This window comes from Brevibacterium sp. FME37, assembly GCF_014897485.1.
Taxonomy (GTDB): Bacteria; Actinomycetota; Actinomycetes; order Actinomycetales; family Brevibacteriaceae; genus Brevibacterium.
On record NZ_JABUYE010000014.1, the window covers coordinates 55,414 to 80,598 of the forward strand.

Below are 25,185 nucleotides of genomic sequence, written 5' to 3' on the forward strand. Positions count from 1 at the left end.
GGAGGCACAATGCCAGAAACAACCGCGCCGCAATCCACTGCGAAGACCGCACGAGCCTATTCCCAAGCACCGGCGTCGAAGCAGTGGAGGGTCGTCGACTACGTCGTCACCGCTGTGCTCGGAATCGGCGTCGGACTCATCTTCTGGGTCTTGGCCCTGAGTTGGAAGGTCCTCGAACTCGGGTTCCAGGCCTTTCCACCCTCGATCGGCCTCATCGCCGGCCTGTGGGTTCTCGCCGGTCCACTGGCCGGGGCCATCATCCGCAAACCAGGTGCCGCCCTTCTGTGCGAGCTGATCGCCGCCATCGTCGAAGCGGTCCTCGGTTCCCACTTCGGAGCCACCGTCCTGCTCTCCGGGCTCGTCCAGGGCCTCGGCGCCGAGCTCATCTTCGCCGCCTTCGGCTATCGGAAGTTCAATCTGTGGGTCACGAGCCTGGCCGGATTGCTGGCGGCCGCGTTCATGTCCGTGAGCGAGAACATCATGTACAACGCCGAATGGCAGTTCGGCTTCCAGGCGGCCTACACGGTGTGCGCAATCATCTCCGGCGTCGTCATCTCCGGCATCGGCGCGTGGTTCGCCTACCGTGCGATCGCGAAGACCGGGGCACTGTCCTCCTTCGCCTCCGGCCGCCTGCGCTGATGGCTCTGCCGATTCGCGCCCAGGGGTTTTCGTGGCGCCATGCAGATCGTGACGAACCTGCGGTGGGCCCGCTCGATCTGCGCATCGATGCGGGTGAGAAGGTGCTTCTGCTCGGTCCCTCCGGGGCCGGCAAGACCACTCTCTTACATGCGATCGCCGGGGTTCTGCCTGCCGAGTCCGGTGAGGCCACCGGCCAGCTGCGCATCGGTGACCGGCCACCCGACCCTCGCCGAGGTGATGCCGGGCTGGTTCTGCAGGATCCCGATTCGCAGGTGATCTTCTCCCGCGCCGGTGACGATGTCGCCTTCGGCATGGAGAATCTGGGGCTGCCCGCTGATGTCATCGAAGACCGGATCTCCACTTCGCTGGCGGCCTTGGGCCTCGATCTGCCCCACGACCATCCCACCGCGGCCCTGTCCGGAGGTCAGAAGCAGCGGCTGGCGCTGGCCGGAATCCATGCCATGGCACCGCAGGTGATCATCCTCGACGAGCCGACTGCGAACATCGATCCGGACTCGGCCGTCTCCGTTCGTGATGCTGTCCTCGGCACCCAGGCGGCCACCTCGGCGACGATGATCATCGTCGAACACCGGGTCGATCTGTGGCTCGATCATGTGGACACCGTGATCGTCCTGGGCCCAGATGGTCTGCTCACACAAGGCCCGCCGAGGCTGGTCTTCGGTGATCCGGAACTCGCAGAGGCGCTGATTGAGTGTGGAATCTGGGTGCCTGGGCGTGCGGGACCGTTGCGCACCGAATCCAGGCCGGACGGCGACCTCGTCCTCAGGACCGAACGACTCGACGTTGCTCGTCCGCGGGCGAAGGCTGCGGCCGCGGCTGGCCTCGATCTGTCCATCCGTACAGGTGAAGCAGTGGGCATCATCGGCGCCAATGGTGCCGGAAAATCAACGCTGGCACTGACCCTGGCCGGCCTCATTCCCGAGTTCGGTGGCGAGGTCAATGCGTTGGGTTCCCTACGCTCCGGGGCCAAGCATGCCAGGCCCTTCCGCTGGCCCTCAGCACTCCTGGCTCCTCGCATTGGGATGGTGTTCCAGGAGCCTGAGCATCAGTTCCTGCGCTCCAGCGTCGCCGAGGAGCTGGCGCTGGGTCCGCGTCTGGCCGGATGGTCAGCGGTCCAGGTTGAGGAGCGTGTCGCCGAACTGCTGCAGGCGCTGGGCCTTGAAAGTCTCGCTGATGCACATCCGCAGGGGCTCTCCGGTGGTGAGAAGCGGCGACTGTCGGTGGCGGCGATGATGGCTCCCCGCCCGCAGCTGCTCATCGTCGACGAGCCGACCTTCGGTCAGGACGCCCTGACCTGGGCAGGGCTGGTCGGGCAGTTCCTCGATGTCCTCGCACGCGGATCAACGGTGGTCGCCATCAGTCACGATCATGCCTTCCTCGAAGCGATCGGGGCCAGACGCGTCGTCCTCGGCGGTGCTCAGCGCAAGAAGCAGACATCCGGAGCTGGAGACACCCAGGAGGGGCGAGAGAATTGAGTGCACCAACACCGTCACCAGTCGCAGTTCATGATCCGGGTCAGCTCATTCCGCTTGTGCGCAGGACGGCGCTGGTCAGGTGCAATCCGCTGACGAAGATCGCTGTGGCGCTCATCCTCATGGTCGGGACTCTGCTGAGCATCGATGTGGTCTCGGCGGGAGTCGTCCTCGGATTCTGCCTGTTTGCGCTGCCGGCGACGGGGCTCGATCTGCGGGCTGCTCTCAAACGACTGTGGTTCCTGCCTCTCGGTGCGCTGTTGGCCGCGTGGGGTACGGCGATCTTGGCGGAGAAGACTGGTGAGGTGGTCATCGACGTCGGTCCGATCCTGATGACAACTGGCTCGTTGGAGGCTGCCACAGCGATCTTCCTGCGCGCCCTGGCTCTGGCGATTCCACTGATCGTGCTCGCCTCGACCATCGATCCCCGTGACTTAGCGGATGCGCTAGTCCAGCGGCTGCGTCTGCCCGAGGTGGTTGTCGTCTCGGTGCTGGCAGCCAGCAGACTGCTCGGTCTGCTCGTCAGCGAATGGCAGACCCTGGCGATGGCCAGACGGGCCAGGGGCATTGCCGGCGGTTCGATCGTCCGGCGCACGCGCAGTCTGTTCGCCGGCATCTTCGTGCTGCTGGTGCAGTCGATTCGTCGCGGCACCACCTTGGCGATGGCGATGGAGGGCCGTGCGTTCGGCCGTCCTGGGCGGACCTGGCGTCGAGCGTCGACCTTCGGCTCCGATGACCGTCTGGCGGTGGTGGTGTCTCTGGCAGTCTGTGCTCTTGCCATCGTGGCTGCCCACATGCTCGGAACCTGGAACCCGATCGTCGGCGGGAACTAGATCTGGGAGAGAAGACCCTTCAGGTCTGACCGCCATTCCTCGAGCCTCTCGGCGCTGGGGAGTTTGGAGACGGTGAGGACGAGGAGTGTTCTGTTCTCGTCTTTCCGTTCGGCCGCTGCCTCGAACTTGGTCCCGTCCTCGAGGTCCGCCCGCCAGAAGGAGCGCTTCGGCGTCTTCGAAGTCCGGGCCTCACCGTCGAGGGCCAGGCCTGCCAATGTTCCCTCATCGATGAGGAAGGCGAATCGGGTGATGACGTCATCACGCTGACCGGTCACGGTGCGAGAGACCGCGACGTCGAAGGTGCCGTCGGCCCGCTGGCCGGGCACTCGCCTGCCGATCTCCTGTTCAAAGGCGACGACCGCGCCCTGAACCCACCAGCCGTGTTTCTCTACGACTCCATCGAACTGCGGGTAGAGGGCGTCGGCGAGTTCCTTGTGACTCGCCGACGCCCCTCCGGCCGCTTCGAGCCGGGCTCTGGTCTCCGCCCAGGGCTCACCGAGGGCCTGCTCGATTGCCGCCACATTCATCGCTTTGGTCGCCATGAGTGAAGTCTAAGCAACCGCGCCATGAAAGCAACAGGGTCGACGCGTTTGCAGGCTGGCTGCGGGTGGGCCAGGTCAGTCGATCTGCAGTTCACCCATCTCGTCCCAGCCTTCGCCGTCGATCTTGCGGGAGATGATCTTCGGCGTCGACGCCAGATGCGGGCGCATGGCCGCGAGGCCGGCGGCGAAATGATCGCTCTTGACGTGAGGCTCTGCCCCTTCGTCGGTGAATGCTTCGATGAGCACGAACTCGTTGTCCTTCTCCAGGCTCTTCGACCATTCGAACCACAGGTTGCCGGGCTCCTGTCGCACTGCCTCGGTGAAGGCACGCACGGCCTCGGGGAACTTCTCGACGCTTTCGGGCTTCACGTCGTACTTCACAACGATGAAAATCATGCTGACCGCTCCTGTATTCGTGCGAACTCCGTCGGACCGTGTCGAACCGACGCCACCAGCCAATCATGTTTCGGCCCACGCTCCAAGAGTCACCGTGGAGCACCCCCAGAGCCGCACGGGAAGTTCTCAGGTGTGCAGATCGTCGGCGTTCACAGCTTCAATGATCATCAGCGGCTCATCGGCGGACCCGGTGAACGGTGTGCGATCCCAGTTCTGCCAGCTGTCGCGCACTCTCATACCAGCCGCGCTCAGGTCGTCACGAAGAATCTCGAAGGTTCGAAACTGCAGTCGCTGGCTGACGCTGATCACCTGGTCGGCATCGCGGAATTCGTTGACACTGTCCATGGTGATGATGCCCTCGTCGTCCGGCTCCGAGGTGGTCGTTTTCTCTCGCAGCGACCCGGCTGCGGTCTCCCGAATCTGGGCTGGCCTGTTCCAATTTCTCCACGCCTGAGCCAGCGGGTTGCGAGCTTCGAAGGCCAGGACACCACCTCTGCGCAGTCCTCGACTGATATCGCGCAGGGTGGCAGTCCAGGCATCGCCGAGGATGTGCATCGCGACATTTCCGCTCATCACGATGAGGTCGCTGGAATCGGGCTCAATCAGTGCAGACGTTCCAAGACGCCATTCCACCGTGTCGCCTCCGGGGCGCGCCGCGGCACGTTCAAGCATTGCCGCGGCAGGGTCAATTCCGACGACGGTGCGCCCCGGCTCGGTCACTGTCGCGGTCAGGATTCCTGTGCCGCACCCCAGATCTGTGATGCGAGTCGCCGACAGCTCCAGTGCGAGTTCGCGGAAGTAGTCGTGGTCGGGTCCATCCGGATTGTCGTCGTCGTAGATGGCGGCGAGCAGCTCTTCTTCATAGGCGCGATTGCTCATTTGAGAGCCCGAGTTCACACGCGTTCGGCGATGAGGACGAGGAAATCGCTGTCGGGTTCATAGGGGTGGAGTTCCCAGGTGGACAGCTTGAGGTTGACGAGCATCCCGGTCGACTTCACATCGTCGATGAAGTCTGCGAAGTCGTAGCCGCGGCCGGCACCGAATCCTGCGACGAAGCGTCCACCGGACTTCAGCGTCGATCTGATGTTCGACAGGGTCTGGCGATGTGAGGCGGGATCGAGGAAGGACAGGACGTTGCCGGCGCAGAACGCCACGTCGATATCGTTGATGCCCGCATCTGCGAAGTCGAATTCGGCTAAGTCGCCGGTGTGCCATTCACCGCTCGGGAAGTCCTCTTCGGCGACTGCGATGAGGAACTCGTCGAGGTCGACTCCGTAGACGCTGTGCCCTTCGCCTAAGAGCAGGCCCCCTGCACGACCGGTTCCGCAGCCGGCGTCGAGGATGCGCGCACCACGCGGTGCCATCGCATTGACGAACCTCGACTCTCCCCCGATGTCGTGACCGGCAGCGGCGAGAGTGCGCCACCGCTGCGCATAGTTCGCGGAGTGATCGGGATTGGTCTCACGGATACGGTTCCACTGATGATCGAAGCTCATGGCCCCATCCTAGGACGAAAGACCTCGGCCACCACCTCGGCGACTGCGGCAACCGGGTCTGCCGGGGCCGGGGAGGTCAGGACGATGATCTCCCTGCCGCCCGCCTCGGCGATGGGATGAAGATCCACATCGGACCCGCCCAAGGACATCATGATCGGTGTGGCCAGCGTCAGCCCGAGACCCGTGCCGGCCAGCGCGAGCGCGACCGCGGTGTCGGTGACGATGTGGGTCTCCTTCGCGGCAATGCCCATCGCCGCGGTGGCCAGTCGCATCGCTCGGCCGAAGAGCGCTTCGGCCGGGGGCAGGATCCAATCGGCCTCGGCCAACTCTTCGCCGGCGGGTGGAGTTGAGCCGGCTGGTACGACGATGCCGAAGTCCTCACTGGCCACGGTCGTCCAGCTCAGGCCGCGCATGGGCGGCAGGGGCACGGCCGGATAGTTGATGCCGATCCCTAGGTCGATGGCCCCGTCGATGACCGCTGAGGACATGGTCTCGACGTTGATCTCGCGGGCTCGGACTTCGATGTGCGGGTGGAGCTCGCCGAGTGCTCTGACGATCGACGGCAGTGCTCTCGTCGATGCCGATCCGAAGACTCCGAGAGTCACGATGGCTTCGCTGCGGAAGTCCCTGCCCAGCATCGCCATCTCGGCCTGCTTCTGGGCAGCGAGGATGCTTCGGGCGCGCGGGAGCAGCGTTCGACCGGCCTCGGCCAGGACCATTCCCCTGCCTCGGCGGAGGAAGAGTTCGGAACCGACGGCTCGGCGCAGAGCACTCATGTGCTGGGAGACCGCACCGATGCTGTAGCCCAACTGCTCTGCTGCCCTAGTCATCGACCCGAGTTCGACCACGGTGACGAAGGTGCGCAGCTGTCCCAAAGTCCAAGCCATGGCCACATCCTAGCTCTTTTAAGATTATCTAAAAACAGTTTTCATGAACTCACTCTTGTCCTTAAACATGGCGGGAACCACAATGGGCAGTGAGCCGCAATCTGCCGACATCGATGTCGGCATTCCCCACTGCGGCGAGGGCCAAGGACGGTCATCGCGGCAGGAGAAGAAAGAGGTGGAAGTTGGAGAGCACATCAGCAGCCCCGGGCAGCGCCGAGGTGGTCATCATCGGCGCCGGAGTCATGGGAGCATCCATCGCCTATCACCTAGCCAAGAATGGCGTCGACGACATCGTTCTCGTCGAGCGGGACACTCCCGGTTCGGGTTCGACATCGAAGGCCGCCGGCGGGGTCCGCTGCCAGTTCTCCGATGAGGTCAACATCGCTTTGGCCACGCGCAGCCTCGGAGTGCTGCGCAACTTCGAAGCCGAGTTCGGCATCGACATCGACCTGGTCAGCAACGGGTACCTGTTCCTCCTCGATTCAGCCGCGGACGCCGCGGCCTTCGCCGCCAACGTCGGCCTGCAGCAGCGCATGGGATTGGATTCCCAGATGCTCAGCGTCGCCGAGGTGACCGAGCTGGCCCCGTACATCGATACCGACGGGCTGGTCGCCGGTGCCTTCAATCCCGATGATGGTCACTGCACGCCGGAGGCCGTGGTGTCCGGGTACATCAACGCCGCACGGGATCTGGGCGTGCAGGTGCTGAAGAACTGCGAGGTGACCGGGTTTGAGTCCACCGGTGGTGCTACGAGTGGCGAGCGCAGGGTCACCGCGGTGATCACGAGCAAGGGCAGAATCGAATGCGCACAGGCAGTCTGTGCCGCCGGCGCCTGGTCCGGGCTCATCGGAGAGGCCGCTGGTGTGGATCTGCCGGTGCGGCCCCTGCGCCGGGAGATCATGGTCAGCGAACCCGTGGATGAGGCTGCCCTGGGCATCGACCTGGCGCGGATGCCCTTCACAATCGACTTCTCCACGAGCTTCTACGTCCATCCGGAAGGCCCTGGCCTGCTCTTCGGATGCCCGGACGAGGCGGATGTGTGGGAGTTCGACGACAAGCGCAGCCCGGACTGGCTGCCCACGCTGGCCGAGCTCATCGAGACTCGGGCACCGGGCCTCGGCGATGTCGAGGCCAAACGCGGCTGGGCTGGACTCTATGAGATGACCCCCGATCACAATGCCCTCATCGGGGAGGCCGAGGAGCTCTCCGGCTTCTTCTACGCCTGCGGGTTCTCCGGACACGGGTTCCTCATGGGCCCGGCGGTCGGAGAGGTCGTCGCCGATCTCATGACGGGGCACCAGCCCTTCGTCGACGTCTCCGGGCTGGACAAACGGCGCTTTGCCACCTCGGGTCTGCGCAAGGAGCTCAATATCGTCTGACGCCCCCTCCCCCCCCCCCCCCACTCCCATCGCCCCTGACTCATTCCCAACATCAGATTCCCGCTCATCACGAGCACCAGCGAAAGGACAGCAATGACCGCATTGCCCACCGACCAAACCATCACCGACCTGCTCACATCCGGCCTCAAGGCCTGCGGGGTCGACGCCTCCACGCTCAGCGGCGGCACCAATGCCGCGGCGAGCCTGCCTGCCCGCTCCCCCATCACCGGACAGAGCCTGGGCACCCTGGCAGCGGACACCAAGGAGTCCGCGTCGGAGAAGATCGCCGCGGCCGCCGAGGCATTCTCCACCTGGCGTGACGTTCCCGCGCCCGTGCGCGGTCAGCTGGTGCAGCGCTGGGGACAGCTGCTGGGCGAGCATAAGGAGGATCTTGCGAAGATCATCACCGTCGAGGCGGGCAAGACCCCGTCCGAGGCCGCCGGTGAGGTGCAGGAGATGATCGACATCTGCGAGTTCGCCCTGGGCCAGTCCCGGCAGCTGTGGGGCAAGACGATGCCCAGCGAACGTCCCGGTCACAGGCTTATGGAGACCTGGCATCCGCTCGGTGTCGTCGGAGTCATCTCCGCCTTCAACTTCCCCGTCGCCGTGTATTCCTGGAACACTGCACTGGCTCTGGTCGCCGGTGACGCAGTGGTGTGGAAGCCTTCGGAGAATGCTGTGCTCGCCGCCCTCGGCGCCCAATCCCTGCTGGCCCGTGCCGCCGCCGAGGTGGGGGCTCCGGAGGGACTTGTCCCTGTCCTGGTCGGTGGTAGGGACATCGGTGATGCCATGGTCCGCGACGAGCGTGTGGCCCTGGTCTCGGCCACCGGCTCGGTGCGCATGGGGCGTGAGGTCGGTCCGGTCGTGGCCGAGCGCTTCGGTCGAGTGCTGTTGGAACTCGGCGGCAACAATGGTGCGATCGTGGCTCCGAGCGCGGACATCGATCTGGCCCTGCGCGGTGTCGTGTTCGCGGCCGCCGGCACGGCCGGTCAGCGGTGCACTACCCTGCGCCGCCTCATCGTCCACGAGTCGATTGCCGATGACTTCGTGGACAAGATCGTCGCCGCCTACAAGACCTTGAGCATCGGATCCCCCACCGATGACGGTGTGCTGGTGGGACCACTCATCAACGAGGGGTCCTACGACGCGATGCAGGCGGCCCTGAAGCAGGCCGAGTCGGAAGGCGGCACCGTGCTCTGCGGCGGTGGACGCGTCCTCGATGATGACCGACCGGACGCTCACTACGTGGAGCCGGCTGTCGTGCGGATGCCCGCTCAGACCTCGGTGATGGAGTCGGAGACCTTCGCACCCATCCTCTACGTCGTCACCTATTCCGACCTCGACGAGGCACTCGAGATCCACAACGGGGTGCCGCAGGGACTGTCCTCGGCGATCTTCACCTCCGAGCTGGCCGAGTCGGAGAAGTTCCTGACCCGCTCCGACTGCGGGATCGCCAACGTCAACATCGGCACCTCCGGTGCGGAGATCGGCGGGGCCTTCGGCGGTGAGAAGGAGACCGGGGGCGGCCGCGAGTCCGGCACCGATTCGTGGAAGGCCTATATGCGGCAGGCCACGAACACGGTCAACTACTCCGGTGAGCTGCCGCTGGCCCAGGGAGTGGAGTTCCTGTGAAGGTCACTTGTCAGATGCGATAGTCTGCTGACATGTCTGAGAACCCTCTGCTGCCCGCTTGGTACGATGTTGCCTGGACCGCGCTCTTCCTCGCCATAGTCTGTTTGACTGTCTGGTCATTGGTGTCGCTGGCTCGGTCGACGGTCGATGGTCCCACCAAGTTGGCGTGGGCGGTGTTCATCATCGCCATACCGATCCTCGGGTCGCTGGTCTGGCTCGACTATCGCCGCAGATATGTGGCGCAGCGCGAGCGGTCCGAGGAGCTGGCGCAGTAGTCAGCGAGGCTGTTCTGGCTCTTGACCAGTGTCATGAGAATTCGGGTGTCGGCTTTCGGCCGACACCCGCTTCTTTCTGTGCTGGAGCAGCAGCAACATGATTCCAATTGCAGCGACGAGTGGGAAGACGATCAGCTGAAGTATCCACGAGTCAGAGCCCTCATCGAAGGCCTGCGCTCCGGACATCAAGGACATCCCGAAGGCATTGCCGAGGATGACAGCGAAGACGATATCTCTCATGGCGACGAACCTACCTGCCAGCAAGATTCCTTGCAATGATTCCCGCTCGCGACTGTCTGTTTGCTCACGGAAGCCCAGGGTGACCGAGACGGAAGGGGCCAGACCGACTAAAGTTGCGATTGAGCCCGTGAATACTGAAGGAGAACACCTGTGATTGAGCTGAAGACACCCGCCGAGATCGACAAGATGGCGGTCACCGGCCGATTCGTCGCGAAGACACTGGCCGAATTGTCTGAGCTCGCGGAACCGGGCATGAACATCATGCATCTGGAGAAGCGCGCACGAAAGCTCATCGAAGAGGCCGGTGCCAAGTCCTGCTATTGGGACTATGCCCCTTCCTTCGGCGAAGGCCCCTTCCGGAACGTCATCTGCCTTTCCGTCAACGATGGTGTCCTCCACGGCAAACCCCACGACTACGTGATGAAGGACGGCGACCTGCTCACTCTGGACTTCGCCGTGTCCATCGACGGCTGGGTCGCCGATGCAGCGCGCTCCGTCGTCGTCGGCAACGGCAGCGACGAGGATCAGCGCCTCATCGACTCCACCTGGGCCGGGCTGGAAGCCGGCATTTCGGCCGCGCAGCCGGGCAACCGCCTCGGCGACATTTCGAAGGCCATCGGCGATATCGCCGATGAACAGCGCATTCCCGTCAACCTCGACTTCGGCGGACACGGCCTGGGACACACGATGCACGAAGATCCGCACGTGGCCAACCGAGGCAAGGGCGGTCGCGGGCTGGTACTCAAGCCTGGTCTGACACTCGCGATCGAACCCTGGTGGTCATTCACCTCGAAGCAGCTCTCCGTCGACAAGGACGGTTGGACGCTGCGTTTGGCCGACGGCTCGAACGGCGCGCATTCAGAGAACACGATCGCCATCACCGAGGACGGACCCAGGATCCTCACCGCCCTCGACTGATATCGACCTGGGCACAAGTCGGGCTCCCCACGACAGCGTTCGTTGGGAGCCCGATTTCTATTGCATGACCGGTTCTACGGTCTTCGCCTCGGTCACATCGTGTTGACGACGAGTCCGATGTGGGTGAAGTAGTTCATGGCACCGAAGAGCACGAAGAAGACGCCGGTGATCGTGAACATGATTCCGACGGTCTTGACTGCGCACCCGGATTTGGCGCCAGCGGGAGCCCGCAGAACAGTGTTCACGGCGAACGGGAACACGACTGCTCCGACACCGACAAGTGCGAAGAGCAGCGACATGAAGGTCGCCTCGATCATCGGGTAGTCAGCGAAGGCACCCGAGATCGGCTCCTGTGGTGGGGCGGCGAACAACTGGTAGGTGACTCCGGCGATCGCGATGGCAAACAATGCCAGTCCCAATGCAGCAATGAAGATGGACAGCGGACGGGCCGTGCGCGCTGCCAGCCTCAGTGGCGCGGGATCTGCTTTGAGTTCTGCCCCGCGCTTCCAAAGATAGATGGCGGCACCGAGCATTATGACGCCGAAGGCCAGGCTCGTCTCGCCGAAGATGATGTTGTCGAAGGCGAAACCGCCCGCTGCCAGAGGCCAGGACAATGTCATGTGCAGTCCGGTCGCAGTCAGCAACACTCCTAGGACACCGAATATGATGGCCCAGCCGTCGGTGCTCAGCGACCTCCGTCGTTCGGATGTCTCGTCGCCTCCGCTTGCCTTCCGCAGGTCCACGAAAAGCAGCACGACTGCCAGCAACCCTGCGCCGACCGCTACGGACATGATGGTGTTGTAGGTGGGCATCGCTGCCCAGTCGATCATTCCCGGCGACTGTTCGCCGGTCAAAGCCGAACCCATGGGGCCTCCTTCTTGAGGCACTCTGGCCTCGCTCGTCACTATTCGTTTGTCACCAGGCATAACCATGCGAATCTGCCGAGAATTCCTAGTGAGCACGCTGAACAGCTGGCTCGTCCTCACGTGTGGTGGGATCACCTCGGTGCCTGTGCATCGGCCGTGTCAGTGCACCGTGTCAGAATTGTCCTATGTCTTTCACCTGCACGGAATGCGGCTATTCGACCGTCAAATGGCTGGGGCGCTGCCCGGAATGCCAAGCCTGGGGAACGCTCGAGGAGAAGGGTGCTGGGAAGACCTCGGTTAAGACGAAGGTCAAGAAGTCCAGTGGGGCAAAGTCGATCAACCAGATCGACTCCACTCTGGCTCAGGCCAAAACCACCTACGTCAGCGAATTCGACCGTGTCCTCGGCGGTGGCATCGTCCCCGGCGCCGTCGTCCTCCTCTCCGGTGAGCCAGGCGTCGGCAAATCGACGCTTCTGCTTGATGTGGCGGCACGCGTCGCCAAATTCGGGTCCAAGGTCCTCTATGTCACGGGCGAAGAATCAGCTGGTCAGGTGCGTCTGCGTGCCGAACGCATCAACGCACTCGAAGACACCCTGCTGCTGGCCGCGGAGACAGACTTGGGCGCGGTCCTGGGAATGATCGAGGCAGAGTCGCCCGACATGCTCGTCGTCGACTCCATCCAGACTCTTGCATCCTCCGAGATCGACGGTGTGCCCGGTGGCGTCACTCAGGTCAGAGAAGTCGCGGCAGCTCTCATTCGCGAAGCGAAGGCCCGGTCGCTGCCGACCGTGCTCGTCGGCCACATCACGAAGGACGGCACAATCGCCGGCCCCCGGCTCCTCGAACACCTCGTCGACGTAGTGTGCAACTTCGAAGGAGAACGGCATTCCCGCCTGCGCTTGCTGCGAGCTGTGAAGAACCGTTTCGGCCCCACCGACGATGTCGGCTGTTTCGACATGGAGGAGAACGGCATCAAGAGCCTCGAAGATCCTTCTGGTCTCTTCCTCTCCCGCAGCGGCAGCAATCCTCCAGGGACCTGTCTGACGGTGACGCAGGAGGGCAAACGTCCTCTCCTCGTCGAAGTTCAGTCCCTTATCACCGAATCCGCCGGCGGGCAGTCCCGCAGGTCCGTCTCCGGGGTTGACTCCTCCCGGGTGGCCATGATGCTTGCCGTGCTCAGTCAGAAGATCGGGCCCATCAGTCTGGCCAAGTCTGATGTCTTCACCGCCACTGTCGGTGGTGCGAAGTTGGCAGAACCTGCCAGCGATCTGGCGATCTGCCTGTCACTGGCTTCGGCCGCGATCGGTAAGCCGCTGGCCGCAAAATTCGTTGCGATCGGTGAGATCAGCCTCTCGGGAGAGATACGCAATGTCCCCAATCTCGGCCAGAGGCTCAACGAGGCCTCGCGTCTGGGCATCACCCATGCGATCGTTGCTCACGGCGCATTGCGCAACGTCGCCACTCCGCAGGGGATGCGAGTCAAAGAATGTGAGCACGTTTCGGAGGCTGTCGAAATCCTTCTGGGAAGCAATCGGTGACATTTTCGGGACTTCTGCACGAAAATGGCGCATCCTGGAAGCATGACCACGACAGTTTTTCCCGCAATGAGGACCACAGATGCGGCCGCCACGACCGCTCTGCTGGTCGCGCTCGGGTTCACGGAGCGGCTCACCGTCAGGGACGAGGCTGATCCCGAGATCATCGTCCATGCCGAGTACGCGTTGGGCGAGACGGGCGGAATCATGTTCGGCTCAGTCCGCAATGACGGATCGGCCCTGGACAGCGTCGGAGGCAGTTCCATCTACGTCGTCGTCGACACCGAACGAGAAGTCGACCGCCTCTACGAGGAGATCATCGACTTGGGACACGCGATTGTCCGCCCGGTGGCCACGCAGCCTCATGGCGGTCGGGAATTCGACTTCCGCGACCATGACGGCAACTCCTGGGGCGTGGGGTCCTACCGCGGAGCCTGATCCTCAGCCGTCCGCTGGCCTTCAGCCGTCAGCTGCCTTCTCGGCAGGGGCCTCGGACTTCTCGGTAGGCGCATCGGACTTCTCATCCTTTGCCTTCTTGTCCTCGGCTTCTTTCTTCTCTTTGGCCTTGGTGGCCGCGTCCTTCTCCAGTTCGAACTTCGCCGGTTTGCTCTTCTCATCGCCGAGTTTGACCACGAGCTCGTAGTCTCCCGCACCGAATTCTTTGTTCGTCCGGTTGCAGTTCTTGTCGACCTGGACGCGGTTCCATTCGAACTGGGCAGACTTCTCCGACTCGGGCGCGAACTCGGTCGAAACCTCAGCGTTCTCGTCCTTATCGGCAGCACAGAACTTCGAGGACCACACCACATCGCCGTTCTTCTTGACCAGGAACTCCTGTTCCTTCGTGCCGACATCGATGAGGCAGGTAGCGGTGTGTTTGTTCTCGATCACCATCTTGAATTTCGGCTTGGCCTCTTCTTTGAAGCTCTTCTTGTCGACCTTGGCTTTGAGCCCGACCTTGTCCACTGGACATTTCCCGCTCGCGGCCTTCTTATCCGGGACCGGAGCTGCCGAGGTCGGGCTTGCCGACGGAGTGTCCTCGACTGCAGGCTTCTCGTTGCCGCCTCCGCCCAGTCCTTTGACGATTCCGACGACTCCGAGCACCAGCAGAGCGATCACCACGAGACTGGCCAACAACAGCATGTAGCGTCGCCGACGGTACACGTGTGCTGGCAGCTTCCCGTTAGACTGGCGGGGCTGCCTGGCACCGTTCTTCGGCTGCGAACCACGATTGGAAGGAGTCATCGCTTTGAGCCTAGGCCGAAGCGTATGAGCATCCAAATGACACACCGAGCCTCTGCCGAATCGAGATCTTCGCCTCCTGATTCTCCATTCCCCACGGTTGCAGACACGGACATCGCCCGTGTTCGCGAGACGATTATCACGTGGTTCGAGTCTGCCGCTCGGCCCCTTCCTTGGCGAGACGCAGACACCAGTGCGTGGGCCATCCTCGTCAGCGAGATCATGTCCCAGCAGACTCCCGTCGCCCGAGTTGAGCCCCGCTGGCGAGAATGGATGCAGAAGTGGCCCACCCCCACCGACCTGGCGCAGGCCCCCACCGCGGAGGTGCTTCAGCGTTGGGACCGACTCGGCTACCCGCGCAGAGCCCTGCGTCTGCAGGAGGCCGCGCGGGTGATCGCCGAGGAGCTCGATGGGCAGGTGCCACAGACCGCCGAGGAGCTCGAACGACTCCCTGGCATCGGTTCGTATACTGCAGCAGCGGTGGCCTCCTTCGCCCACGGTGAGCGCACCACCGTGCTCGACACCAATGTGCGTCGTGTTCTCATTCGCCTCTTCGCAGGCCGAGATCGGCCCTCAGCTTCACCGGGCCGTGCAGAGACGCAGTGGGCCAGCCGATTCGTGCCCGAAACGGTCCACGTGAAGTGGAACGCGGGGGTCATGGAATTCGGGGCGCTGGTGTGCACTGCCAAAAATCCCCAATGCCAGGCCTGCCCGCTCAATGACATCTGTGCCTGGCTGAAGGCGGGAAGACCCGCCTCGGCGAATAAACCGAAGACGCAGAAGTGGGCGGGCACGGACCGTCAGTTGCGCGGCGCCGTCATGGACGTCCTCAAGTCCGCGCACACCGAGGCCGGCGCCGACTTCAACGATTCTGTGGCCATCGACCTTTTCACGGCGCCAACGACTACCATCGATCCGGATCTGTTCGACACGATCGGGCTCAAGACATCAGCATCTCTGCAGACGATGCGCGACCTCACTGCTGATTCAGAGCGGATCAAACGCATCATCAACGCGCTCGTCGTCGATGGACTCGCTGCCCAGCACCAGGAGCGCCTCAGCCTCCCCCAGTGATGTCGCTGCCCATAGGGGACCTCAGAGGAATTTGATCAGGCGGGCGTTGCCCAGCGTATTGGGTTTGACGCGGGCCAGGTCCAGAAACTCGGCAACGCCTTCGTCGGCGGAGTGCAGAAGCTCGATGTAGACCTCTGGCGAGACGGGAATGCCCTTGATCGGTTCGAATCCGAGCGAACCGAAGAATCCGGTTTCGAAGGTCAGGCAGAAGACGCGGTCGACGCCGATTGCCACTGCATCTGCCAGGAGCTGTCGGATGAGGGCCTTGCCCACCCCACGCCCCCGATAGTCTGGTGAGGTGGCCACCGTGCGTGCCTCGGCCAGGTCAGTCCAGATGATGTGCAATGCCGCGCAACCAGCCAGAATTTCAGTCCCGTCTGGCTGAGGGTCCACCACCAGCCAGAATTCCTGCAGGGTCTCGAAATAGGTGACGGTGTCCTTGGCCAGCAGAATGCGCTGTTCTGCCAGCGGCGCGACCAGCGCCTCAATCCCCTTGACGTCGCTCGTCCGCGCCCGGCGCAGATAGAGACCGCCGGGCAGGGAATGGTTGAAATGGTGGTCTGAGGAGACCTGCTGATGGTCGAAGTCGACTGGCGCTGAGCTCATACCTTCATTCAACACCATCGGCGCCGGGCATGAAAAAGCCCGGGGACGCAGCCTGTGCTGTGTCCCCGGGCCATTTCAGCGCACTAGGAGGAGATCAGGAAGTGGAACTTCCCGATCCGCTGCCACCGGACGAACCGGCGCCGGCGAGCTCTCCACCGGAACCGGAATCATCCGGACCGCTGACAGCAATGCTCTCAGTCTCCACGCCTTCAAACGTGAATTCCGCTTCCTTGCCTTCTCCCTTGACGTCGACCTTGATGGTCTGACCGCTGCCGATCTCCTTGAACAGGATCTTCTCGGACAGGTGGTCTTCGATCTCGAGCTGGATCGTCCGACGCAGCGGACGAGCACCCAAGACCGGATCGTAGCCACGGTCGGCCAGCAGGCTCTTGGCCGCTTCGCTGACCTCGACCTTCATTCCCTGATCGGCCAGACGGGCGTCCAGACGAGCCAGGAACTGATCGACGATCTGCAGAATCTCTTCCTTGTTCAGCTGCGGGAAGACGATCGTGTCATCGACGCGGTTGAGGAACTCAGGCCGGAAGTGCTGCTTGAGCTCTTCGTTGACCTTCTGCTTCATGCGCTCGTAGTTGTTGTTCGTACTGCCCTCAACCTGGAAGCCCAGCTGCAGACCACTCGAGATGTCTCGCGTACCCAGGTTGGTGGTCATGATGATGATGGTGTTCTTGAAGTCCACCTCACGACCTTGCGAATCGGTCAGACGGCCGTCCTCGAGAATCTGCAACAGCGAGTTGAAGATATCCGAGTGAGCCTTCTCGACCTCGTCGAAGAGGACCACCGAGAACGGTTTGCGACGGACCTTCTCCGTCAGCTGACCGCCCTCTTCGTAGCCCACATAGCCTGGAGGCGAACCGAAGAGTCGGGACACAGTGTGCTTCTCCGAGTACTCCGACATGTCCAGGCTGATGAGGGAATCCTCATCACCGAACAGGAACTCCGAGAGAGCCTTCGCCAACTCGGTCTTGCCGACGCCCGTGGGGCCAGCGAAGATGAACGAACCGGACGGACGCTTCGGGTCCTTCAGACCTGCACGTGTGCGGCGGATGGCACGGGAGATCGACTTGACTGCGTCGTCCTGCCCGATGATCCGCTTGTGCAGTTCGTCTTCCATCCGCAGCAGACGCGAGGATTCTTCCTCGGTGAGCTTGAAGATAGGAATACCGGTCGCTGCTGCCAGAACCTCGGCGATCAGATCAGCGTCTACGACGGCAGAAGTGTCCTTGCCGCTCTTGCGCCAGGCTTCGGTCTGCTCGTCCTTGTCCTGCTGCAGTTTCATCTCGGAGTCACGCTCAGATGCTGCCAGCTCAAAGTCTTGAGCGTCGATGGCGGCTTCCTTGCGATGACGAGCCTCGAGGATCTTCTCCTCCAGGTCGCGGATCTCCTGCGGCACCGACAGACGCGAGATGCGCAGCTTGGCACCTGCTTCGTCGATGAGGTCGATCGCCTTGTCCGGCAGGTACCTGTCGTTGACATAGCGGTCGGACATGTTCACGGCGGCGGAGAGTGCGCCTTCCGTGATCGTGACCTTGTGGTGCGCTTCGTACTTATCGCGCAGCCCCTTGAGGATCTCGATCGAATGGGCCAGCGACGGTTCGGGAACCTGAATCGGCTGGAACCGACGTTCGAGGGCAGCATCCTTCTCGATGTGCTTGCGGTACTCATCAAGAGTCGTCGCACCGATCGTCTGCAGTTCGCCTCGGGCCAGCATGGGCTTGAGGATCGAAGCCGCATCGATGGCGCCTTCGGCGGCACCCGCACCCACCAGGGTGTGGATCTCATCGATGAAGAGGATGATGTCCCCGCGTGTGCGGATCTCCTTGAGGACCTTCTTCAGGCGTTCCTCAAAGTCACCGCGGTAGCGAGAGCCGGCCACCAGTGAACCGAGGTCCAAGGTGTAGAGCTGCTTGCCTTCGAGGATCTCCGGGACCTCTCCGTTGACGATGGCCAACGCAAGTCCTTCGACCACTGCGGTCTTGCCGACACCGGGTTCACCGATGAGGACAGGGTTGTTCTTGGTTCGGCGAGACAGGATCTGCATCACGCGCTGCATCTGCTCGTGCCGGCCGATGACCGGATCGAGATTGCCTTCGCGTGCAGCTGCCGTCAGGTTCGTTCCGAACTGGTCGAGGACCAGCGAACCGGAGGGGGTGCCCTCTTCGCGTCCGCCTGCGGAGACTGGATCCTTGCCCTGGTAGCCCGACAGAAGCTTGATGACTTCCTGACGGACGCGTCCCAGGTCGGCGCCCAGTTTGACGAGCACCTGTGCGGCGACGCCCTCACCCTCACGGATCAGACCGAGCAGGATGTGCTCGGTTCCGATGTAGCTGTGTCCCAGCTGCAGAGCCTCACGGAGGCTGAGCTCAAGGACCTTCTTCGCCCGCGGAGTGAACGGGATGTGCCCGCTCGGGGCCTGCTGTCCCTGTCCGATGATCTCTTGGACTTGGTCGCGCACCTGCTCGAGGGAGATATCCATTCCCTCGAGTGCCTTGGCTGCCAGGCCTTCACCCTCGTGGATCAGGCCAAGCAGGATGTGCTCGGTTCCGATGTAGTTATGTTTGAGTAGTTTTGCTTCTTCCTGGGCAAGCACTACCACTCGGCGTGCTCGGTCAGTGAACCGCTCGAACATATTCACCCTCCTCGGTCTTGTTATTCTTTAGAGCCTAACGACCATTGGCCACGATCTATTGCACGTTTCGCCATCAGCCGAACCCGTTTGGCTGTGGGCGAAATTCGGTGTTCGCCCTTTCTGCATCCTCCCGCAGCGAACACCGCAGTCCGTTACCTGCGCCGCCCACCCTCAGACGAGCGTCAGTTCCCTTACGAAAGACACCATCATGGTCTCCGCGCTCATTGCGCTAATGCCACGTCGATCTGGTAATGCCGCGTCGCTGAGATGAATCGGTTCGACACTGCTCGGCTGGGCGTTCACCGGGATGTCGAGATATCCCCTGGATCACCGTCAACTGGAATTGAGTAAACGGTCATATCCCGCTGTCTGCGATCAGGTGAGAATTGGGCTGATGTCACACTTCGTATTCGACATCGCCGCTCGGAATTCGGTGAGTAGAACGTCTTTCGCAGGGAGCTTATTCCAGCACAGGTTCCGGATCTCTTCCTGGCGAAACTCTTTACCGGGAACACTGAAGGGCCAACGGTTGAACCGTTGGCCCTTCAGGAAACAATTATGGAATCGACTGCAATCAACCGATTCCCTATACCGCTTCAGTTATCGACTGTGGTTGATTCCAGTGAAATCAGCTGTCTGCGGCTTCGTATGCCTGAACGATCTCAAGCGGGATCCGCCCGCGATCGCCCAGCTGGTAGCCGTTTGCCTGTGCCCATTCGCGGATCTTGGCTGTGTCGCGCTTCGGACCGGCAGTCGAACCTGATCCTGCACGACGTCCACGGCCACCCGGATTGGCTACCCGACGAGCCTTGGCGATGAACGGGGCGAATGTTTCACGGAGCTTTTCGGCATTCTCTGTCGACAGTTCAAGTTCGTAGGTACCTTGGTCGAGGCTGAAGCGAACAGTCTCTGACGCCTCCGAGCCATCGAAATCATCCGTGAGAACGAGTCGCATCTCCCTTGCCATGTTCACTCTTTTCATAATCAGAAGTATTTGCCGCAGTCATCTTAACATCTGATTCATGATTATCGCCTAATTCGCTAATCTCTTGCTCTGCATAGAATTTATCGATCTGTTCACGTTCAGTCCGATCTGCTCGCAAGATATTCCTCATCACGTACCAGAACAGCAAAGCGACGCAGATCGACGGCAATAGAGCCTTCATCAGATCCATCATGTGCTCAACCTTCCTCAGGCATTTCCGAATTGCCAGTGGCAATTGGCTTCGTGAATGGGAAGAGAATCGTTTCTCGAATTCCTAGGCCGGTCAAAGCCATGAGCAGGCGATCAAGCCCCATTCCCATGCCGCCCGTCGGCGGCATTCCGTGTTCCATCGCGGTTAGGAATTCTTCGTCAAGCCCCATCGCTTCATCATCGCCCTTGGCCGCGTCAGCTGCCTGCGACTCGAAGCGTTCACGCTGGACAACTGGATCAACGAGCTCGGAATAGCCAGTGGCCAATTCGAAACCGCGAACATAGAGGTCCCACTTCTCTACAACACCCTTCTTGGTGCGGTGTTCACGGACCAAGGGTGAAGTGTCGACGGGGAAATCGGTGACGAAGGTCGGAACCCACAGCTTGTCTTGGTAGAAGTGCTCCCACAGCTCCTCGACGTATTTGCCGTGCGAGCGGAATACTCCACCCAGGTCGACGTCGTTGTCTGCAGCGATCTTGTCGAGAACATCGAGCCCGGTCTCCGGGGTTACTTCGACTCCGGATTCCTCGGTCAAGGTCTCATACATGCTGACGACGGGCCAGTCGCCGCCGAAGTCGTAGTCCTCGCCGTCTTCGAGTGTGACAACGAGAGATCCGGTGGCCTCCTGGGCCGCATTCTGGACCAGCGTCTTCGTCAGGTCAGCAATTGAGTGATAGTCGCCGTAGGACTGGTAGGCCTCAAGCATCGCGAACTCCGGCGAGTGGGTGGAGTCGGCACCCTCATTGCGGAAGTTGCGGTTGATCTCGAAGACATTCTCGATACCGCCGACGATCGCCCGCTTGAGGAAGAGCTCTGGCGCGATGCGCAGGAACATGTCGATGTCGTAGGCGTTCATATGTGTTTTGAACGGACGGGCCGAGGCACCACCGTGCATGAACTGGAGCATCGGAGTCTCGATCTCGACGAACTCCTGCCCTGCGAACGTGCGTCGCAGGGACGACATGACCTCTGCTCGAGTCAGCATGGTCTTCCGCGCTTCTTCGCGGGTGATCAGGTCGAGATAGCGCTGGCGCACCCGAGTATCCTCGGCCAGCTCGGTATGCAGGCCTGGCAGCGGGCGCAGTGCCTTGCTGGCCATCGACCAGGAATCGGCGAGCACGGAGAGCTCTCCGCGTTTGGATTTGATGACCTTGCCGTGGACGAACAGGAAGTCTCCCAGATCGACATCGGTCTTGAACTCACCGAGTCGCTCCTCCCCCACTTCACGCAGGGACAGCATGCCCTGGAGTCGTGTTCCGTCTCCCGACTGCAGGGTCACGAAGCAGAGCTTGCCGGTGGTGCGCACGAAAACGACACGACCGACGACGCCGACGACGTCCTCGGTCTCGTCACCGGCCTCCAGTCCGTCATGCGCGGCATGAACTTCTGCGAGGGTGTGCGTGCGCGGGACTCCGACCGGATAGGCATCGGTATCGGAGTCCAAGAGCCGCTGGCGCTTTTCCTTTCGAATCCTGATCTGTTCGGGATCAAGATGCTCGGGTGAAAGGTCTGCGTTTTCGGGCGTGTTCGACTCGGTATCTGCCATACCCTCCAGGCTACCGTGAGCGCGGCCCCAGGGGGAATTCGGACCGGCGATCAATGACACCCGTAGTCAATCAAGACGGGACAAGATCTCCTGTGCCTGCGACTGCGTGATCCGTCCCAGGCTCAGAGCCTTAGCTGTGGTGGATCTGGCCAGGGCAATGTAGCTGTTGCGTGCTGCGGGACTGGAGACGTTGAGACTGAACTCACTGAGTGCAGCCAGATGTGCGGAGACCGTGCCCACATCTCCGCGGCTGATGGGTCCGGTCAGCGCCTTCGGTCCGTTCTGCAGTGTGTTCGTCACGCTCGCGTCGACGAGGGCGCTGAGTACACGTGAAGGCTCACTCACACCCGCCTCGGCGAGCATCTCCATGGCTTCGCTGAGGATCGTGATCGAGTGATTCGAGGCGTGGGTGATGGCCGCGTGGTAGAGGGGACGGTCCGCTTCGGCCACGTCGATCGGTTCGGCACCCAGCTCGACGACGAGTGCCTGGCCCACCGGACGTATCGGCGCCGGCGCGGTGACGGCGACCGTCGACTGCCGCAGCCGTGGCAGATCGACTGAGGTTCCGGTGAAGGACAGTGATGGATGCAGGGCGATCGGCAGCGCGCCGAGGCTGATCCCGGCCTCGAGGACATCTGTTCCATACCGGCCCGAGCAGTGGACGAGGATCTGGCCCGAATGGATTCGTGACACCTTCGCCAAGCCTTTGACGAAGGATTCGATCTCATCGTCGGGGACGGCCAGAAGCAGAAGCTCCGCACGGTCTGCGACATCGTCCGGGGCCAGCACCGGTACTCCTGGCAGCATCTCCTCGGCCCGCTGCAGGCTCTGCGCCGAGGTGGCGCTGACACCGATGATGGCGTGACCGGCTTCGCGCCAAGCTGCGCCGATGGTCGCGCCGACCTTTCCACAACCGATGATTCCGATACCCAGGCGAGGTGCCTCGTCCTGGCTCAATCCTGGGTGGCTCATGGCCTGCCTTCCTTGGCTCTGCGAGCTTCCTCGTCGTAGTGCTGCCGCGCGAGCCGCGTGCGTTCGGAGTGCTCGCTGAAGAACAGCTTCGCATCGTCGACACTCTGATGGGTGACCCGGGGGTTGATGGGCCCGGCCGTGGAGTGCACGGCGACCGTGCCCAGACCAAGGGCACGCATGAGTGGACCTTGGTGATAACTCATCGACTGCACTCGCACATGGGGTACAAAGTCGACACGACGGTCCAGGACACCCATCCGAAGCACGAGCAGAGATCCGGTCACGGCGTAGGCTCGCCGCTTCCACACCATTGGGTCGATGAGCTTCGAAGACCGGGGCTGGCCGTGGAAGAGGCCTTCTGCCTCACCGGCCCGCGGGTCTTCGGACTTGCGGTCGTACATTGCCGAGCGCACCAGGGTTGCTGCGCTGAGGTCTTCTGGCATCTGCGGATCTGGGAGTGCGAGGCCGACCATGAGCAGAGCCTGGTCGATGTCGCCGACCGGAAGGAGGACGTTCGATTCGCCCGAGCCTCCGGCGCTGGCGATGTTGTATTCGACCTTCCACCAGCCGGCCCACCGCCACAGCAGCGGCTGATGAAGGCAGACGGCCTGCAGCCGGTCGAGCGGGATCACCTTGCGGGAGGTGGAGACGAGTCCGTGGTTGACGGCCAGTCCGCTCTCCCCGAGTTTGACCACGAAGTTCGCGTTGTCGAGGTTCTTCCGGAAGGCGGAGAAGGCCCCGACCAGGCCGGGGATGGTGGCGACGAGCATCGGAATGAAGGCCTCGGTCAGCCCCATTGCGAGGAGCACGATGGCTGTGACGATGACAAAGAAGACGACCAAGACCGAGATGATCGTCTCGGATTTCAACAGTGAAGAGACGACGACACGGTGCACGGGCACACGGATGATCTCGCCTTCATCACTGACATCGGCGGAGACGTTGTATGGAGCCAAGAGTTCGTTGATGCTCGACTCAGCCTCGTGTGAGGCGTCGTCGGCGAGGGCGCCGAGGCGTTTGCTCAGGCGCACACCGATGCTGTCATCGCTTCGTTCGGGCACGGAGCGATCGATGGCTGCCTCGGACTCACTGGGAGCTCCTGGCACAGCCTCGGCGGGGTCGGTGATGGTGTCGGCGGGTGAACCGGCGACCGTCTCGGCGGGGACTGCCCCGGTCGGGGTCTGCTCACCCTGCTGGCCACCCTGCTTCTTCGCGCGGACATCGGCGAGAAGTTCGTCGCGCAGTCCCTCGGCACGCTTCTTCGACAGGTACTTCAAAGAGATGTTGGAATCGGTGCCGCCGGCGACGTCGAAGACGAGTTCTGCCATTCCCAGGACGCGGGGCAGCAGCTTCTGCTGCAAGTCGATGGACTGCACGCGGTCCAGCCGGGCTTTGCGCAACTTCTTCGACAGCAGACCACGCCGATAGTAGATGGCTTCGGAATCGATCCGATACCCCATGACTCTCCACGCCAACCAGCTGAAGAGAGCGGTGATGAGGAGGATGAAGACTATTCCTCCCACGACGCCGAAGATGATGAGGGGGTGGGTGCGCAGCCATCCGGCGAATCCCAGGTCGACGCCATCGCCCCTGGCCAGGTCTTCGATAGCGGTCTGCGCGAAGTTCTGCAGCCCGTAGGCAGCGGCGATGAAGATACCCACGAGCACGCCGAGGCTCTCGAGGATCGGCGTCAGCGGGTGTACGCGGTGCCACACTTCGGGAGCCCCGACATCATCGTTTGTGTGGTCGGCTGCTGGGTCGCTGGTGGGCATTCGAGGTTGGTCGTTCGCTTCGTCCTCCCCCATGCTCACAGTCCTGCCAAATTGGCCTGGCCCAGGCCTGCGAGGCTATCGCGCAGGCGGTCAGCTTCGGCGCGGGGCAGGCCAGGGATGGTGGCGTCTGTGGCTGCCGAGGCGGTGTGCAGTTTCACGGTGGCAAGACCGAAGATGCGATCGATGGGACCCGCGTCGACGTCGACGAACTGCAGACGTCCGTACGGGACGACCGTGGCCTTCTGGAACATGATTCCGCGCCGGATAAGCAGGTCATCGGCCCTCTCGGCATACCCGATGGCTTTGGCCTGACGGATGATGATGACGACGAGGAAGATCGTGAGCGCCACCAGGCCGACCCAGATCGCGTGTAGCCACGGGACCTCGGAGGTGAAGATGATGGCGAAGACGAGTGCCACGATGATCATCGGGACGAAGATCGTCAGGGTCGCGATTGTCTCTTTGAGGCCGTATTTGGGGCTGACTCTGTTGAAGTCGGCGTCGGTTCCGGACAGGTAGTTGAAGTTTCGGCTCATGCTGCTTCGGCTCCTGGTGGGTCCTGAGGGGGCAGCGTGCAGAAGCCTTCGACGATCAGGCCGACGATCATCAACGCTGCGGCTGCGATCATAGCGAAAAGCATACCTGCCGCCAAGTCATTGCGGATGCCTGGTGCGGACAGGAAATAGTAGGCCGCGTTTCCCATATACCAGCCTGCCAGCCCGGCTCCGGTCAGAGCGCTGGCCTTGGCCATCACGGCCACACGTGCCGCTTGGAGAGGGTCGATCTCCTTGGTCCGGTCGCCATCATTCCACTTCTTGATGGGCCAACCCAGGACCAGCAGCACCGCAGCGAGCACGAGCATCCCGATGATCGCGAACCAGGGCAGCCCCGGCAGTGAGAAGCCCTGGCTTTCAAGCAGCACATCGACTAAGGGCGCCAGCACGGCGCCGATGACGGCCCAGATGACGAGAGTCCCCGATGATGTTCGCTGCATAGCTCCAA

General features: G+C 62.4%; 27 protein-coding genes. 10 read left to right on the top strand and 17 right to left on the bottom strand.

The window, feature by feature from the left end:
• The first annotated feature begins 9 nt into the window (after positions 1-9).
• From INT29_RS15265 to INT29_RS15275, 3 genes are read left to right on the top strand one after another with little or no spacing between them, the layout of a single operon-like run.
• The gene (locus INT29_RS15265) at positions 10-639 is read left to right on the top strand and encodes an ECF transporter S component (RefSeq protein ID WP_101570555.1); all 630 of its coding nucleotides are present in this window, start codon (positions 10-12) and stop codon (positions 637-639) included.
• Positions 639-2,135 carry an ABC transporter ATP-binding protein gene (locus tag INT29_RS15270; protein WP_193072218.1) on the top strand — a complete coding sequence of 499 codons (1,497 nt, stop codon included), beginning with the start codon at positions 639-641 and terminating at the stop codon, positions 2,133-2,135. Before INT29_RS15265 ends, INT29_RS15270 begins: the two co-directional genes overlap by 1 nt.
• Positions 2,132-2,965, top strand: coding sequence for an energy-coupling factor transporter transmembrane component T family protein (locus tag INT29_RS15275; protein WP_096162142.1), 834 nt, complete (start codon positions 2,132-2,134; stop codon positions 2,963-2,965). The genes INT29_RS15270 and INT29_RS15275 overlap by 4 nt, the downstream gene beginning before the upstream one ends.
• Here INT29_RS15275 and INT29_RS15280 read toward each other — a convergent pair.
• From INT29_RS15280 to INT29_RS15300, 5 genes are all read right to left on the bottom strand, one after another.
• Entirely contained in the window at positions 2,962-3,507 is a 546-nt protein-coding gene (locus tag INT29_RS15280; RefSeq protein ID WP_193072220.1) for a hypothetical protein, read from the bottom strand. The genes INT29_RS15275 and INT29_RS15280 overlap by 4 nt on opposite strands.
• 75 nt (positions 3,508-3,582) lie before the next feature.
• Positions 3,583-3,903: a putative quinol monooxygenase gene (locus tag INT29_RS15285; RefSeq protein WP_193072222.1), complete on the bottom strand. Its 321-nt coding sequence runs from the start codon at positions 3,901-3,903 to the stop codon at positions 3,583-3,585.
• Between the two features lie 126 nt (positions 3,904-4,029).
• Entirely contained in the window at positions 4,030-4,782 is a 753-nt protein-coding gene (locus tag INT29_RS15290) for a class I SAM-dependent methyltransferase (protein ID WP_193072224.1), read from the bottom strand.
• Positions 4,783-4,796: 14 nt separating this feature from the next.
• The gene (locus INT29_RS15295) at positions 4,797-5,399 is read right to left on the bottom strand and encodes a class I SAM-dependent methyltransferase (protein WP_193072226.1); all 603 of its coding nucleotides are present in this window, start codon (positions 5,397-5,399) and stop codon (positions 4,797-4,799) included.
• Complete coding sequence (locus tag INT29_RS15300) at positions 5,396-6,286, bottom strand: LysR family transcriptional regulator (protein WP_101570567.1); 891 nt, start codon at positions 6,284-6,286, stop codon at positions 5,396-5,398. Before INT29_RS15300 ends, INT29_RS15295 begins: the two co-directional genes overlap by 4 nt.
• 182 nt (positions 6,287-6,468) lie before the next feature.
• Here INT29_RS15300 and INT29_RS15305 point away from each other — a divergent pair, with 182 nt between their 5' ends.
• The 3 genes from INT29_RS15305 to INT29_RS15315 all read left to right on the top strand — a co-directional run bounded on the left by INT29_RS15305 (position 6,469) and on the right by INT29_RS15315 (position 9,572).
• Positions 6,469-7,665 carry an NAD(P)/FAD-dependent oxidoreductase gene (locus tag INT29_RS15305; protein ID WP_096162148.1) on the top strand — a complete coding sequence of 399 codons (1,197 nt, stop codon included), beginning with the start codon at positions 6,469-6,471 and terminating at the stop codon, positions 7,663-7,665.
• Between the two features lie 93 nt (positions 7,666-7,758).
• Complete coding sequence (locus INT29_RS15310; protein WP_193072235.1) at positions 7,759-9,297, top strand: aldehyde dehydrogenase family protein; 1,539 nt, start codon at positions 7,759-7,761, stop codon at positions 9,295-9,297.
• A gap of 32 nt (positions 9,298-9,329) precedes the next feature.
• On the top strand, positions 9,330-9,572 hold the full coding sequence (locus INT29_RS15315) for a PLD nuclease N-terminal domain-containing protein (RefSeq protein WP_101570573.1): 243 nt from the start codon (positions 9,330-9,332) through the stop codon (positions 9,570-9,572).
• On the opposite strand, the gene INT29_RS15320 is transcribed toward INT29_RS15315, so the two are convergent.
• Entirely contained in the window at positions 9,573-9,812 is a 240-nt protein-coding gene (locus INT29_RS15320) for a hypothetical protein (RefSeq protein WP_193072237.1), read from the bottom strand. It abuts the gene before it with no gap.
• A 150-nt stretch (positions 9,813-9,962) separates the two neighbouring features.
• Between INT29_RS15320 and map the strand changes: the two genes are divergently transcribed.
• Positions 9,963-10,730, top strand: coding sequence for a type I methionyl aminopeptidase (gene map, locus INT29_RS15325; protein ID WP_193072239.1), 768 nt, complete (start codon positions 9,963-9,965; stop codon positions 10,728-10,730).
• 92 nt (positions 10,731-10,822) lie between these two features.
• On the opposite strand, the gene INT29_RS15330 is transcribed toward map, so the two are convergent.
• Positions 10,823-11,596 (bottom strand): DUF981 family protein, encoded by a 774-nt coding sequence (locus INT29_RS15330; protein WP_193072240.1) that lies wholly within the window; start codon positions 11,594-11,596, stop codon positions 10,823-10,825.
• 185 nt (positions 11,597-11,781) lie between these two features.
• Here INT29_RS15330 and radA point away from each other — a divergent pair, with 185 nt between their 5' ends.
• Together radA and INT29_RS15340 are read left to right on the top strand one after the other, a co-directional pair.
• Positions 11,782-13,134 carry a DNA repair protein RadA gene (gene radA / locus INT29_RS15335; RefSeq protein WP_101570581.1) on the top strand — a complete coding sequence of 451 codons (1,353 nt, stop codon included), beginning with the start codon at positions 11,782-11,784 and terminating at the stop codon, positions 13,132-13,134.
• A gap of 42 nt (positions 13,135-13,176) precedes the next feature.
• Positions 13,177-13,569 (top strand): VOC family protein, encoded by a 393-nt coding sequence (locus tag INT29_RS15340; RefSeq protein WP_226830867.1) that lies wholly within the window; start codon positions 13,177-13,179, stop codon positions 13,567-13,569.
• Between the two features lie 21 nt (positions 13,570-13,590).
• Here the strand turns inward: INT29_RS15340 and INT29_RS15345 are convergent, their stop codons facing one another.
• On the bottom strand, positions 13,591-14,373 hold the full coding sequence (locus INT29_RS15345) for a hypothetical protein (RefSeq protein ID WP_226830868.1): 783 nt from the start codon (positions 14,371-14,373) through the stop codon (positions 13,591-13,593).
• Between the two features lie 36 nt (positions 14,374-14,409).
• Here INT29_RS15345 and INT29_RS15350 point away from each other — a divergent pair, with 36 nt between their 5' ends.
• Entirely contained in the window at positions 14,410-15,444 is a 1,035-nt protein-coding gene (locus INT29_RS15350; RefSeq protein WP_101570917.1) for an A/G-specific adenine glycosylase, read from the top strand.
• Positions 15,445-15,465: 21 nt separating this feature from the next.
• Here INT29_RS15350 and INT29_RS15355 read toward each other — a convergent pair whose 3' ends face one another.
• From INT29_RS15355 to INT29_RS15395, 9 genes are all read right to left on the bottom strand, one after another.
• Positions 15,466-16,050, bottom strand: a complete 585-nt coding sequence (locus INT29_RS15355) for an amino-acid N-acetyltransferase (protein WP_193072241.1) — start codon at positions 16,048-16,050, stop codon at positions 15,466-15,468.
• 94 nt (positions 16,051-16,144) lie between these two features.
• Entirely contained in the window at positions 16,145-18,697 is a 2,553-nt protein-coding gene (locus INT29_RS15360) for an ATP-dependent Clp protease ATP-binding subunit (RefSeq protein WP_101570587.1), read from the bottom strand.
• Between the two features lie 628 nt (positions 18,698-19,325).
• Positions 19,326-19,664 (bottom strand): histone-like nucleoid-structuring protein Lsr2, encoded by a 339-nt coding sequence (locus tag INT29_RS15365; RefSeq protein WP_101570589.1) that lies wholly within the window; start codon positions 19,662-19,664, stop codon positions 19,326-19,328.
• Entirely contained in the window at positions 19,630-19,875 is a 246-nt protein-coding gene (locus INT29_RS15370) for a hypothetical protein (protein WP_101570591.1), read from the bottom strand. The genes INT29_RS15365 and INT29_RS15370 overlap by 35 nt, the downstream gene beginning before the upstream one ends.
• 4 nt (positions 19,876-19,879) lie before the next feature.
• Positions 19,880-21,439 carry a lysine--tRNA ligase gene (lysS, locus tag INT29_RS15375; RefSeq protein ID WP_193072243.1) on the bottom strand — a complete coding sequence of 520 codons (1,560 nt, stop codon included), beginning with the start codon at positions 21,437-21,439 and terminating at the stop codon, positions 19,880-19,882.
• A gap of 66 nt (positions 21,440-21,505) precedes the next feature.
• Positions 21,506-22,411 carry a Rossmann-like and DUF2520 domain-containing protein gene (locus tag INT29_RS15380; protein WP_101570595.1) on the bottom strand — a complete coding sequence of 302 codons (906 nt, stop codon included), beginning with the start codon at positions 22,409-22,411 and terminating at the stop codon, positions 21,506-21,508.
• Positions 22,408-24,216, bottom strand: a complete 1,809-nt coding sequence (locus INT29_RS15385) for a PH domain-containing protein (protein ID WP_193072245.1) — start codon at positions 24,214-24,216, stop codon at positions 22,408-22,410. The genes INT29_RS15380 and INT29_RS15385 overlap by 4 nt, the downstream gene beginning before the upstream one ends.
• A 2-nt stretch (positions 24,217-24,218) precedes the next feature.
• Complete coding sequence (locus INT29_RS15390; protein ID WP_101570599.1) at positions 24,219-24,719, bottom strand: PH domain-containing protein; 501 nt, start codon at positions 24,717-24,719, stop codon at positions 24,219-24,221.
• Complete coding sequence (locus tag INT29_RS15395) at positions 24,716-25,177, bottom strand: DUF3180 domain-containing protein (RefSeq protein WP_101570601.1); 462 nt, start codon at positions 25,175-25,177, stop codon at positions 24,716-24,718. Before INT29_RS15395 ends, INT29_RS15390 begins: the two co-directional genes overlap by 4 nt.
• Between the last annotated feature and the right edge of the window lie 8 nt (positions 25,178-25,185).